The organism is Hafnia alvei (assembly GCF_900095695.1).
Classification (GTDB): Bacteria; Pseudomonadota; Gammaproteobacteria; order Enterobacterales; family Enterobacteriaceae; genus Hafnia; species Hafnia alvei_B.
Window position 1 is genome coordinate 116,767 of the sequence record NZ_FMIQ01000027.1, and the last position, 13,375, is coordinate 130,141.

The following is a 13,375-nucleotide window of genomic DNA, read 5'->3' on the forward strand; positions in this document are numbered from 1 at the left end:
CTTTTAGTTTCAGTTCTCTGAGCGGTATTTTTTTGCGTGTAAAGCGAGAAGAATACCGATGATAACGGCGATATTCTCAATTCTTACCGTTTCAAAAGCGCCTCTAATGATAAAGTCGCCCAATAATATGAGCGTCAATATGAGGAACGCATTTTGCGTTAGGCCCTTATTTTCACTGTATCCTTTTATACTCGAAACTAGTGTTGATGCTAACAAGTAATAAAGTGCAGCGAGTCCGATGACACCGCCTGCGAACCAAATAGAAAGCGTTAAGTTATGCGGTCCGATAGATTTTTTAAAACGCCAGTCAGGGTAGCTTGAAGAACGTTCATTATAAACATGATGATAAAGATCGTTGCCAAAGCCATAGCCTTTGATTGGGTTTTCAAGGATAAGATCGAGTGCTGCGCCCTGCGTGCCATTTTCATAACGGCCACTGCTGTCAGTTTGTTGTAGTTTGTGGAATAGTGTTTTGACCTGCTGTGGATCTTTTTGATGAACTGCAAATAGGCCGACGCCGATCACCAGTAGTGCTATCAAAGGTAGCTTCCACTCACGTTTAATAAGCGCCCAAATTAATGCGGGAACTGCTAATGATAGCCAAGTCCCTCGCTGCAGTGTGCCAAGCATGAGAATAGCAAAAATTGCTGCAAGTACGAAGAATAGTATTTTGTACTTCTTATCAGGAATAACCCATAGAGTGAGTATTGCAGGGAAGATAAAAATTAGAGTGTCTGAAATCCTGCGGTGTTCGAAGCTGGTAAATGGAATAATGCCGACTTTATATTCTTCGACATATTGATGAATTTCTGTGCCGGTTAGAATAACTAATGTTGTGATTAGAGCTGCTGTTAGCATAGTTGCTATTTTGCTGTTGTCTTCTTTGTGAAGAACGGCTGCAATCATCACTGATACTAGGAGCATTTTTTCAAAAACTGTATTCAGAGCGCGCTTTAGGCTCAGCGATGGTTCTACGGAAATGGCTATTGCATATATTATTGCTATGCAAAAGATAGTTAAAGATAAAAATAGATTATTCCTGAATATGCGGAATATATTTTTTCTTTGCTTAACAATATAAACTAATCCAGTTATGTATATAGCATAGCTAATTGCATGTTTGTATCGACTTACCCCATCAAAAAAATAGGTCACTATAAATAAAAATATAATAGATCTATTCCATATAGACTGCCAATCGAGATTCCTTCTCTGATTTGGTAGTTCTGAAATCATATATACTCCGAAGATAAAACAGTTCTTATTAAATCTTAACCAAAGCGCTAAATACGGTATTAGCTGACAAATTAGTTAATGATTTATCCTGAGAACAACACGCCACCTGATTTTCTCCATATCCTCCAATCAGCCCCGGATCGGTTGGGCCATAGAGCGTAATATTTGGTCGATCGAGTGCGGCGGCTAGATGACTTAGCCCTGTATCAACAGATACGACAGCTTTCGCCCCCGCGAGGACTTCTGCCACCTGTTCTAACGGTAAGCGTGGCAACACTTCTACATGACTAAAACCTTCAGCTAAGCGCTGTGCGCGTTGGTGCTCATGTTCCGCTCCCCAAGGTAATTTAATCTTCATACCTGTCGGCTCAACCAGAGTGATAAGCTCACGCCAATTTTCTTCTGGCCAGTGCTTATCGTCGCGTGTTGTTGCATGTAAGAACACGAAATACTGTCCATGATCCGCTGGAAGATGATTAAGAAAACGCTGAGAGATAGCGTAGTCACCTCTGCTTTCCGGTTTTGTGTAGCCTAAGCTCAGTGCGAATAACTCACGCGTTCTCTCGACTGCATGCATTTTTTTATTAATGCTGTAGCGGTGGTTGAAGAACCAACTGGCGAAGGGCTCACGGGCGCTTTGACAATCTTGTCCGTGGCGTGGGCCTTTTGCGATGCGGGTGATTAGCGCTGCACTTTTTATCAGCCCTTGGGCATCAATGACAGCATCATAGGTGCGGCGCTGTACTTCTCGTTTAAAATCACAGCGTTCTTGACGTGTATTCGCGCCAAACCAGTTCTTTCTCCAGCGGCGGATAGCCACTGGGATCACGCGATCGACCGCAGGATGCCAGCTTGGTATCTGCGCGAACCCTTCTTCTACCACCCAATCAAATTTAATATCTGGAATGGCATGCATAGCATCTGTCAGTGCTGGTAACGTATGCAGCACATCGCCCATCGATGAGGTTTTGACAATCAAGACATGCATTACTGCTGGGTATCCTTTGGTAGTAACTCGTTCAATGCTTGCATAACAACATCAGGCTGAATATCGATTAGGCTCTGGTGATAGCCTTGATTTGCATCACCTTTACGTATTTTCAAATAACCCGTGATCAAGCGGATAACTTTGGCTCTGTTTGACAGCGGTGGTGTGAAATCTGGGCTGCTAGGGCCATAAAGCGCCACTAATGGCTTATCAAGCGCAGCTGCTACATGCATTAAGCCAGAGTCATTGGTCACAATCGCCTGACATGCCGCAATTAATATCACTGCCTGATCTAAATTTGTTTGCCCTGCGACATTTAAACAATATTCGCGGGCGTCTTCAGTTAGCGCTTGGCAAATCTCTTCACCGGCTTCGTGGTCTTTGGCAGAGCCAAAAAGAGCCACCTGATAGCCTTGCTCAATCAGCTTCTGTGCTAGCGCAGCATAGTGATAGTGCGGCCATCTCTTGGCTGGGCCAAATTCGGCTCCAGGGCAGAAACCAATGATTGGGCGGTGGTCTGTCAGATTAAATGCTGCCGCTGTTTCGGCAATTTCTTCACCTGAAACGCTGAGCGCTGGCCAAAGCAGTGGCTGAGGTAAATCTTGCGCGGATTTTATCTGCTGTGCCGGGTAAGCCAATGCGACATATCGTTCAACCATTAGCGGGAATGCGGCTTTGTCGAGCTGGCGAACATCCGTCAGCAAGCCATAGCGCATTTCACCTTTCCAGCCAGTTCTAGCAGGAATGCGGGCAAAGAATGGGATTAATGCAGATTTGAACGAATTTGGCAGCACGTAGGCGCGATCATAGCCCTTATCACGCAGGCTTTTGCCTAAATGGTAGCGTTCGCCCAGCGCAAAAGAGCCATGCCCTAAGGGCATGGCAATCGCTTCGTTAACTTCTGGCATTCGCGCTAACAAAGGACGGCACCAGTTAGGTGCCATCACGTCAATTTTAGCGTCAGGATGTTCGGCCTTCAGGGTTCGATACAAGCTCTGCGACATCATCATGTCGCCTACCCATGAAGGGCCGATAACCAGTATTTTCATACCGTGTTTCATTCCTTACGGTTGTGGAGCCGTGTTTAGGCTTTGTTATTCAGCCACGCAAGATATTCGCTCACGCCTTCAGCAACGGTTTTAAACGGCTTGTCGTAACCAGCCGCACGCAATTTGGTGGTATCGGCTTTGGTGAAGCCCTGATAGCGACCTTTCAGTTTTTCAGGGAAAGGAATATAGCTGATGCTGCCTTTCTGATGATAGGCAACAACCGCGTCAGCGACGGCTTGGAATGATTCAGCACGGCCAGTACCACAGTTAAAGATGCCAGAGATACCTTTCTGCCAGAACCACAGGTTTACGTCAGCAACGTCGCCCACATAGATGAAGTCACGTTTGAAATCATCGCTGCCTTCAAACAGTTTCGGATCTTCACCGTTGTTGATTTGGTTATTTAGATGGAAAGCAACGCTTGCCATGCTGCCTTTATGGCCTTCACGTGGGCCATAGACGTTGAAGTAGCGGAAGCCACAAATCTGAGATTCTGCCTCTGGCAGGATCTGGCGAACATACTGATCGAACAGGAATTTTGAGTAGCCATAAACGTTTAATGGGCCTTCGAATTCGCGTTCTTCGGTAAATTGCTCAGTTAAGCCATAAGTGGCGGCGGAAGATGCATACAAGAATGGGATCTGGCGTTCTAAACAGAAATGCAGAAGCTCTTTGGAGTACTGATAGTTGTTATCCATCATATACTTGCCATCCCACTCGGTTGTGGATGAGCATGCACCTTCATGGAAAACGGCTTCGATATCGCCGAAATCATCCCCAGCAACAACGCTGGCAATGAAGTCTTCTTTATCCATGTAGTCGGTAATTTCTAAATCGACTAAATTAACAAATTTAGTGCCATCTTTAAGGTTATCGACCACGAGAATGTCGCTATAGCCTTTATTATTCAGTGCCTTAACGATGTTGCTGCCGATCATGCCAGCGCCGCCGGTTACAATAATCATGAGATTTACCTTTAAATAAACGAAACAGTGGCGCACAACGCCCCACGTTATATGACCTCATAATAGCATTTCATGCTTAAGCATTCAGCGTATAGGGCATGAATCTGAATCAAAAGCATCTGAATTAGACCTCATACTGTCATGAGTAGTGCATGGCGGCTCATTCATAACTGAAAGTAATTATTTCTCTTATCCACGCCACAGCGTGATATATGCTGCATTTTTCACATTCTGTGAGTTACAAACTCGTTTCAATTGCAACAAGACAGTAATATGTTTCACAAACTTGCCCATCCAGGAGATAACACCATGTCTGCGGATTTTTACCAGCAGCTAACTCAGCAATTAGAAACGACCCGTTCCGAAGGTCTGTATAAAAATGAACGTATTATTACTTCTGCGCAGCAGGCTGATATTGCAGTTGCCGATGGTCGTCGTGTCATTAATTTCTGTGCAAACAACTATTTAGGTTTGGCTAACCACCCTGCGCTGATTAAAGCAGCGAAAGAAGGCATGGATTCTCATGGCTTTGGCATGGCATCGGTGCGTTTTATTTGTGGTACTCAAGACAGCCATAAGCAGCTAGAACAGCGATTGGCTGAGTTTTTAGGTATGGAAGACTCCATTTTATATTCTTCCTGTTTTGATGCTAATGGTGGACTATTCGAAACGCTGTTAGGTCCTGAAGACGCCATTATTTCTGATGCGTTGAACCATGCTTCTATTATTGATGGCGTGCGCCTGTGTAAGGCCAAGCGCTATCGCTATGCCAATAACGATATGGCTGAACTGCGTGCTCAGTTAGAAATGGCGAAAGCCGATGGCGCTCGCCATATTATGATTGCGACCGACGGCGTGTTCTCAATGGATGGCGTTATTGCCGATCTGAAATCGGTGTGTGATTTAGCCGATGAATATGGCGCGTTGGTGATGGTTGATGATTCCCATGCGGTTGGCTTCGTTGGTGAAAATGGCCGCGGCACCCATGAATACTGTGAAGTGATGGGGCGTGTAGACATTATCACCGGTACTTTGGGCAAAGCATTAGGCGGTGCATCCGGCGGCTACACGGCTGGGCGCAAAGAAGTGATCGAATGGCTGCGCCAGCGTTCGCGTCCATACCTTTTCTCCAACTCTTTAGCGCCTGCCATCGTTGCCGCATCAATCAAAGTCCTTGAGCTATTGGCTGATGGCGATGAGCTGCGCAACCGTCTGTGGAGCAACGCTCGTTTGTTCCGTGAAAAAATGAGCGCGGCGGGTTTCACTTTAGCAGGTGCCGATCACGCCATCATCCCTGTGATGTTGGGTGATGCCAAACTGGCGCAAGAATTTGCCAATGAATTGCTGAAAGAAGGTATCTATGTGACAGGATTCTTCTTCCCTGTTGTTCCTAAAGGTCAGGCGCGTATCCGTACTCAAATGTCTGCTGACCATACCCCAGAACAAATTGAACGCGCAGTCGCGGCCTTTATTCGTATCGGCAAGCAGCTGGGTGTGATTGCGTAAGGAACTCATCGTTATGAAAGCATTGTCAAAATTGAAGGCGGAAGAAGGGATTTGGATGACCGATGTGCCTAAGCCAGAGCTTGGGCATAACGACATCATGATTAAAATCCGTAAAACGGCGATTTGTGGCACTGACGTCCATATTTACAACTGGGATGAATGGTCGCAAAAAACCATTCCGGTTCCGATGGTCGTTGGCCATGAATATGTGGGCGAGATTGTTGCGATCGGGCAAGAAGTCACCGGCTATAAAATTGGCGAACGTGTTTCTGGTGAGGGGCATATTACCTGTGGTCATTGTCGCAATTGTCGCGGTGGCCGCACGCATCTATGTCGAAACACCACCGGCGTGGGTGTTAACCGCACTGGCGCATTTGCTGAGTATTTAGTTATTCCGGCATTTAACGCGTTCAAAATCCCAGACAATATTCCCGATGAGTTAGCGGCTATTTTTGACCCGTTTGGCAATGCTGTTCATACCGCGCTTTCATTTGATTTAGTGGGTGAAGACGTCTTAGTTTCCGGCGCAGGGCCGATTGGCATTATGGCGGCGGCGGTGTGTAAACACGTTGGCGCGCGTAATGTCGTGATTACCGACGTTAATGAATATCGTCTGGATCTGGCTCGTAAAATGGGCGTGACCCGCGCAGTGAATGTGAGTAAAGAAAATCTCACTGATGTGATGAATGAGCTTGGAATGACCGAAGGTTTTGACGTCGGCTTGGAGATGTCTGGAGCACCGCCAGCGTTCCGTGCGATGCTGAGCACCATGAATCACGGTGGCAAAATTGCGATGCTGGGGATCCCGCCATCAGATATGGCCATTGATTGGAATCAGGTGATTTTTAAAGGGCTGTTCATCAAGGGCATTTATGGCCGCGAGATGTTTGAAACATGGTACAAGATGGCAGCGTTACTGCAGTCAGGGTTGGATCTGAGTCCAATCATCACTCACCAGTTTGGTATTGATGATTTCCAAAAAGGCTTTGATGCTATGCGTTCAGGCCAATCAGGCAAGGTCGTTCTGAGCTGGGATTAAGATCTTTATATGAGTAAAAGCCCCAAATAGGGCAATGCCGTTCGTTTAAGAGCTCGAGATACAGGGGGCTAGCACACCGCGGGGCGCTCCGGCAGCTAAAGCTGCTACGACCCCATCGGTGTACTTCCCCTAAAATCACGCTTAAGTGAACTGTATTACCCAAACAGGGGCTTTTTTTATTAGTTAGATAGCGGCTCTTCAGCGGTTTTTCTCAGTTGGTGGTAGTCCAATTTCTGGTAGCGATTGTCGAGAACGGTAGAGTCGCCAGCGAACTTCTCAATGACGGCGTTAATATTGGTGAATGCTCCTCGCTGCGCATCGGTAATCCCTAGCCATGTTGCAACGAGGATATCGTTGTAGCGGGTTGAGAAAACTGCGTTTACTTGCCCTGTTTCATCTTTATCGCGTGGTGTTAATGCTGGGCTATACCATATAAACATCGGCACATGATAAGCCTCCTGACTAGGTGTTATGCCGCCATGGAAATAAGGCGCACTTTGTCTTGGAGCTCGTTCTAATGCATGGTCAGAGAAATAAAGCACCGAGGCCTTATGTTGTTTTAACAAGCTAAATATTTCGCCCAAGAGGCTATCTGTGTATCGAACAGAATTATCGTAGCAAGCATCTATATCATTAGATTTATCAAATACGGTTTCGTTTGCGGGATATCTTTTACATGCTGGTTCATGACTACCATATAAGTGCAGAACAATGAGTTTTTTATCGTGCGCTGGTTTTTGTAATGCCGTTTTTAGGTGAGGCAGCAACTCTTTGTCATAGCCTTTAATATACAGTTTATCTTCCGCATTCATGGCAATGCCTGCAACAGAAGAGCCATAGTTACCAAAGGCTGTTTGTGCACTTAGCCATGTAGTATGGAAGCCCGCTTGGTTAGCTAAACTAATAATATTATCTGAATAATTTTTAAGATCATGATTATTAATATTGTCTGCGCTCAGCGCCATAGGAACGGCAACAGATGTAAATGGCACGCCGCTGATAGCGTGATTAAACAGTTTTAAGTACGACTTTTGCGCTTCTAGCTGTGGCGTAGTTGGCTTTTGGTAGCCGTAAATACTCATATTTTTAGCGCGCTCTGATTCACCAATAATCAATACATAGGTATCAATACCGGTATCTTTAACGCTAAGACTATAGTGTGGTGCCGCGCCGCTGATATTTTTCAAGATTTGGCTTTCCTGCATAGCCGTCAGGAAATAACTCAGGTTAAAGAAAGGCATGTAGGTTGTGAATCGGGCGGCAACTTTAAGTTCTGCGCTAGCACCTTCATTAACAGGGCGCTTTTTAACGAACTTCATCGAAGAGACGAGTGCAATAGCGCATATCACTATCAGTAGAATTCCCGTTATTTTTTTGGAGATCATTTTTCCTTTAGCAGGACGGATCGCCAAAATAAACAAGATAAGTAATGCTAGGCAGATAATCACAAAGCGAATATAGACACCAAGCATAGCCAGCATCTCAACTGGGTTGCTTTCAAGCGTGCTAACAGCAAAGCCATCGTTAAACGGCGTTTTGAAAGTAAACCAAGAGTAGAGGCTAAGGCTGATATCTGATGAGCAGAGAAACAGAAACGGTAAGGCCAATATGATCCGCAGAGTCGTTGACCGAATCGCTTTAAGGAATAATAGCGACAACGTGAACGTCACAATGCGATAAGACATGTGAATGTTGGGGGCCATCAGTATATTGATAATACTGAAAATAATTACGCTAATAATTAGCAGTAGATACTCTTTCCCAAAGAGTAAATAAGGTGTCTTTTTATACATTTTAGTTTGGTAATTAATTCATAATCCGCAATGCAACATTATGCCGGATTATGAATTAATTTAATACTGACGCAATTACAGCCAGTAATTCCAGCGTGACTGTATAAATTTTATCGGAGCTGAGTTTACTATGCTGGTGCTAATGGCATCAAACATGGCGGTAGCATACACCTTCTCTGGCGATTTTTTGCCGATGCATTGTTTAACACCACGGAATGGGTTGTGTGGTTTTTGCTGTGTCGGCAGCGGATTTTTATCTGGTACGGAAGCGCCATTAAGCAGTGAGCTAGGACGAACCAATACAATATCTGCCGGTAATGACGGCAGCATTTGTTGTAATACGCGTACAGTTGACGGATGCGGATGGCCGATGGCTATTGCAGACCCACTTTTCCGCGCGATTTGGATGGCGCGATTAAATTGTTGGCGGATAGCGGCTTCGTTTTGAGAATCATCAAGAAAGACTCTACGCTTAATGACCTTAATCCCGGTACCAGCAGAGGCGTTTGTCACTTGGCTATTGCCGATCGTCATGCTGTCGAGAAAATAAAGAAAATGATACTGCTCCAGCGTGCGCATGACTTTCTGCATCCCCTGCAGATTTGACGTCATCAGGCTGCCCATATGGTTGTTCATCCCAACGGCATAGGGCACGGCGTTTACTGATTGGCGGATGATGCGCTGGATTTCTGCTTCGCTCATTGAGGGCTGCAATGTATCTTTTTCTAATGGCTGTTTGCTAATCGGCGCCATTGGTAGGTGAATCAAAATCTCACGACCTTGAGCATGAGCCTTGTTTGCCATTTCACGTGCATGAGGTGCGGTGGGCAAAACGGCAACCGAGATAGCCAAAGGCATTTGCAGAATTTTATTTTCTTCTTGTGGGCGATAGCCAAAATCGTCGATGACGATGGCTAATTTTCCAGCATAGGCAGATACCGTGCTACAGGTGAAAATAAGCAGTGCGGAGGTGACAGCATTGAAAAATCGCAATGTGTTTTCCCTTGTTGTTGCAGGAGCGGTAACTGCGGGTGAATGAGAGCTCTTGGGGCTAACGTCCAAGCCACGGTAGTGGGTTGACGGCTTGGCCTTGACGGCGGATTTCAAAGTAAAGAGCGGGTTGACCTTGGCCACCGCTATTACCGACCAGCGCGATAGGTTGTCCTGCACGAACCTGTGCGCCGACGTTAACCAAAGCGCTTTGGTTATAGCCGTACAGGCTCATATCGCCTTTGCCGTGTTCAACCACGACGACTAGACCATAACCTTGCAGCCAATCGGCAAGCAGGACACGACCATCCGCAATGGCTTTAACTTCACTGCCTTCGGATGCGGCAATAACCATTCCTTTCCAGCGGAGTTCGCCCTGTAGCGTTTCGCCGAAACTGTGGATGGTTCGGCCACGAACGGGCCACATAGCCTGGCCATTACCGCGGCCTAAACCACCGGTACGCGCTATCAGTGAACGCTCGCTTTCCGTTGGCTTATATTTATACGTCGTGCCTTTTTTCTTCGCCTGCTCTTCTTTAGCCTTCATTTGAGCTTGGAGCTTGGCGGCTTCGCGCGCCTCACGTTCGGCGCGGGCTTTAGCTTCACGCTCGGCTTTGGCGATCTGATCGCGCAAGCGTGATTCGTTCGCTTTCATTTCGGAGAGCTGTTGTTGATCTTTCGCCAGCGAGCTTTCCAATGATGACAGGGTTTTTTGGCGCTGAATTCGGGCAGATTCTAGCTGTTGCTGCGCTTGCTGCTGGGTAACCAGAATCGCTTTCTGCTGATTTTGTGCGGCTTCCAGCTCTTTCTTTTCGCTGGCTAAGTCGGTACGAGTCTGGTTTAGCTTATCGATATTTTTTTGGCGTGCTTCATTGAGATAACCAAAGTAAGCCAAAATACGTTCGCCGCGCTGGCTTTCTTCACCACTCAGTAAAACCTGAATACCGGTATGTTTGCCTAAACGGAAAGCCATGTCGAGCTGATGCTCGAGCAGCTTTAGGTGTTTGTTTTCTTGTGACTGAAGCTTTTTAATCGAGGCGGTCAGCTTGGTTACATTTGCATTCAGCGTTGCCAGTTCAGATTGCGTTTCTCGGAGAGAACGGCTCGCCTGAGCAATGATTTTTTCCTGCGCTTTAAGCTGATCTTGTAGCGAACTACGTTGTTGCTGCTGCTGTTTGACGGCTTTTTCTTTTTCAGCAATGTCTTGCTGAATAGATTTTAGCTGCTGTTTGTTGTCATCAGCGGCCAGAGCGGGGAATGAAGAAAACCATGCGCCAGCATAGATTACGCTGGCACACAGTATCGGTAACATGCGAAACGCTGAGGGAGTAGGCGATAAACAGGTTGGTTTATCGCCGATGTTTTTACCCGCTTTGAGCGTTAAGGCTACCTTTGATTCATGAAATTGATCTTTTCCCCTCATGGGGATCGATTATTCCACGATGAACAGCGGCTTACCAGTCATCTCTTTAGGCACTTCCATGTCCATCATCGTCAGCATGGTTGCTGCGATGTCAGACAATTTCCCGCCTTCAACGGCTTTAGCTGGTTTGCCAACGTAGATTAATGGCACTGGCAGGTTGGTGTGAGCGGTATACGCAGCACCTGTCACCTGATCGCGCATCAGCTCAGCGTTACCGTGGTCTGCCGTGATCAGCAACTGACCGCCAACGTTTTGTACGGCTTCGACTACCTGGCCTACACACTGATCCAGAGTTTCAATGGCTTTTACTGCGGCATCGTAAATACCGGTGTGGCCAACCATGTCGCCGTTAGGGTAGTTACAGATAATCGCATCATATTTACCGCTGTTGATAGCGCCAACCAGTTTTTCGGTCAGTTCAGCAGAGCTCATTTCTGGCTGCAGATCGTAAGTCGCTACTTTTGGCGAGTTGATCAGGATGCGGTCTTCGCCTTTGAATGGCTCTTCCACGCCGCCATTGTAGAAGAAGGTCACGTGAGCATATTTTTCAGTTTCAGAAATACGCAGCTGGGTTTTGTCATGCTTCATCAACCATTCACCGAAGGTGTTTGCCAGTGAAGATGGTGGGTAAGCACATGCCGCTTTGATGTCAGCCGCATATTCAGTCAACATCACGAAGTTGCTGAAGTTAACCACTTTGTTGCGTTTGAAACCGTCAAAGTCAGCGTTGACGAAGGTGCGAGTGATTTGGCGAGCACGGTCAGCACGGAAGTTCATAAAGATCAGCGCGTCGCCGTCGTTCATGGAAGCATCTGCTTCACCCGCCGCTTGGATTACGGTTGGTTTAACAAATTCGTCGTTTTCGTCGCGAGCGTAAGCCGCTTCAAGGCCGGCAACCGCATTTTCAGCAGTGTATTCGCCTTTCGCTTCGGTCAGCAGATCGTAAGCTAACTGAACGCGGTCCCAACGGTTATCACGGTCCATTGCATAGTAACGACCAACTATGGACGCGATGCGGCCTTTGCCCAGCTCGGCAAATTTCTCAGTGAATCGTTTCAGTGTATTTTCAGCACTACGCGGTGGGGTGTCACGTCCATCCAAGAATGCGTGCAGGTAGATAGCTTCTGCACCGCGCTTGGCGGCCAACTCGACCATAGCAAGAATGTGTTCTTCGTGGCTATGAACGCCACCAGGAGACATCAGACCCATGATGTGAACAGCTTTGCCCAGAGATACGGCTTTATCAACTGCACCAACCAGAACTTCATTGGCAAAGAAGTCGCCGTCTTTGATTTCTTTGTCCAAACGAGTCAGATCTTGATAAACGATGCGGCCTGCGCCAAGGTTTACGTGACCAACTTCAGAGTTACCCATCTGGCCGTCAGGCAGACCTACATCCAAACCGGAAGCTGAAATCAGGGTGTGCGGATACTCTTTCCACAGACGATCCATGACGGGACGTTTTGCGTTAAGAATCGCGTTATCTTGGGTTTCTTCGCGGTAACCATAACCGTCTAGAATTACCAGTACCATTGGTTTTTTGGCGCTCGACATTGCAACAACCTCGTTTCTTTATAAGTTCAAAGTTTGAGTTCAAAATACGTTCAAGTGTGAATAGCCGTTTAGGTTAAAACGGAATCACTCACACGCCCGCAGAGCGGTGCCTAAGCAAAGGCCGAATAACATACACGGCTATTTGCACTCAAAGTAGTGTAATTTTACTACAGTCTGTGGTGAATTGAGCGCAGAAAGATCAAATGATCGTTTCTGTACCTTGTTTCAAGCAGGTAAATCCTGTCTGAATCATGAAAAATTTCGGGTTATGCCGCAGATTCGTTTTTAGTAACAGGTCTTCTGGCTGTAATTGACGCACTGCGCAGGTATACTCTGACTCTTTGATTTTATCCCTTAACTGACGGGAGTAGTTACACCCCATGCAAATGCAAGAGATTATGCAATTTGTGAGTGCCCATCCCATACTTAGCGTAGCGTGGATTGTTCTGTTTGTAGCAGTACTGGTCACCACCTTTAAAAGCCGTTTCTCCAAAGTAAAAGAAATTACTCGTGGTGAAGCCACTCTTCTGATTAACAAAGAAGATGCCGTTGTTGTTGATACCCGTACTCGCGAAGATTTCCGCAAGGGTCATCTGGCAAACTCTCTGAATCTGACGCCTAGCGACCTGAAAAATGGCAGCTTTGGTGAATTAGAGAAACATAAAGCTCAGCCGGTTATCGTGGTTTGTGCCAATGGCATGAGCTCTCGTGAATCGGGTGAGCATTTAGTGAAAGCGGGCTTTGAGCGTGTTTATACGTTGAAAGACGGCATCGCAGGCTGGAGCAGTGACAATCTGCCTTTAGCTCGCGGTAAATAATCTGCAAGGAATTC

General features: G+C 46.5%; 11 protein-coding genes. 3 read left to right on the plus strand and 8 right to left on the minus strand.

The genetic code is table 11. From position 1 onward, the window contains the following. Positions 1-9: 9 nt before the first annotated feature. Genes rfaL through rfaD form a run of 4 tightly spaced genes read right to left on the minus strand, consistent with a single transcriptional unit; the run spans position 10 to position 4,238 of the window. Complete coding sequence (gene rfaL / locus BN1044_RS07725) at positions 10-1,236, minus strand: O-antigen ligase RfaL (protein WP_072308197.1); 1,227 nt, start codon at positions 1,234-1,236, stop codon at positions 10-12. A 28-nt stretch (positions 1,237-1,264) separates the two neighbouring features. Beyond that, the gene (gene rfaC, locus BN1044_RS07730) at positions 1,265-2,224 is read right to left on the minus strand and encodes a lipopolysaccharide heptosyltransferase RfaC (protein ID WP_072308198.1); all 960 of its coding nucleotides are present in this window, start codon (positions 2,222-2,224) and stop codon (positions 1,265-1,267) included. Next, the gene (gene rfaF / locus BN1044_RS07735; protein WP_072308199.1) at positions 2,224-3,273 is read right to left on the minus strand and encodes an ADP-heptose--LPS heptosyltransferase RfaF; all 1,050 of its coding nucleotides are present in this window, start codon (positions 3,271-3,273) and stop codon (positions 2,224-2,226) included. The genes rfaC and rfaF overlap by 1 nt, the downstream gene beginning before the upstream one ends. 35 nt (positions 3,274-3,308) lie before the next feature. Next, the gene (gene rfaD / locus BN1044_RS07740) at positions 3,309-4,238 is read right to left on the minus strand and encodes an ADP-glyceromanno-heptose 6-epimerase (RefSeq protein WP_072308200.1); all 930 of its coding nucleotides are present in this window, start codon (positions 4,236-4,238) and stop codon (positions 3,309-3,311) included. A gap of 309 nt (positions 4,239-4,547) precedes the next feature. Between rfaD and kbl the strand changes: the two genes are divergently transcribed. Both kbl and tdh read left to right on the plus strand, forming a co-directional pair. Beyond that, a complete protein-coding gene (kbl, locus tag BN1044_RS07745) occupies positions 4,548-5,744 on the plus strand; it encodes a glycine C-acetyltransferase (RefSeq protein WP_072308201.1) in 1,197 nt (398 codons plus the stop codon). A 13-nt stretch (positions 5,745-5,757) separates the two neighbouring features. Next, positions 5,758-6,783: an L-threonine 3-dehydrogenase gene (gene tdh / locus BN1044_RS07750; protein WP_025801499.1), complete on the plus strand. Its 1,026-nt coding sequence runs from the start codon at positions 5,758-5,760 to the stop codon at positions 6,781-6,783. Between the two features lie 179 nt (positions 6,784-6,962). Here tdh and BN1044_RS07755 read toward each other — a convergent pair whose 3' ends face one another. The 4 genes from BN1044_RS07755 to gpmM form a co-directional block, all read right to left on the minus strand. After that, the gene (locus tag BN1044_RS07755) at positions 6,963-8,576 is read right to left on the minus strand and encodes a phosphoethanolamine transferase (protein ID WP_072308202.1); all 1,614 of its coding nucleotides are present in this window, start codon (positions 8,574-8,576) and stop codon (positions 6,963-6,965) included. A gap of 75 nt (positions 8,577-8,651) precedes the next feature. After that, complete coding sequence (locus BN1044_RS07760; protein WP_072308203.1) at positions 8,652-9,569, minus strand: divergent polysaccharide deacetylase family protein; 918 nt, start codon at positions 9,567-9,569, stop codon at positions 8,652-8,654. Between the two features lie 58 nt (positions 9,570-9,627). Then, entirely contained in the window at positions 9,628-10,989 is a 1,362-nt protein-coding gene (envC, locus tag BN1044_RS07765; RefSeq protein ID WP_072308204.1) for a murein hydrolase activator EnvC, read from the minus strand. 9 nt (positions 10,990-10,998) lie between these two features. After that, positions 10,999-12,543: a 2,3-bisphosphoglycerate-independent phosphoglycerate mutase gene (gene gpmM / locus BN1044_RS07770; RefSeq protein ID WP_072308205.1), complete on the minus strand. Its 1,545-nt coding sequence runs from the start codon at positions 12,541-12,543 to the stop codon at positions 10,999-11,001. A 386-nt stretch (positions 12,544-12,929) separates the two neighbouring features. Here gpmM and BN1044_RS07775 point away from each other — a divergent pair, with 386 nt between their 5' ends. Then, positions 12,930-13,361, plus strand: a complete 432-nt coding sequence (locus BN1044_RS07775; RefSeq protein ID WP_072308237.1) for a rhodanese-like domain-containing protein — start codon at positions 12,930-12,932, stop codon at positions 13,359-13,361. Positions 13,362-13,375: the final 14 nt, after the last annotated feature.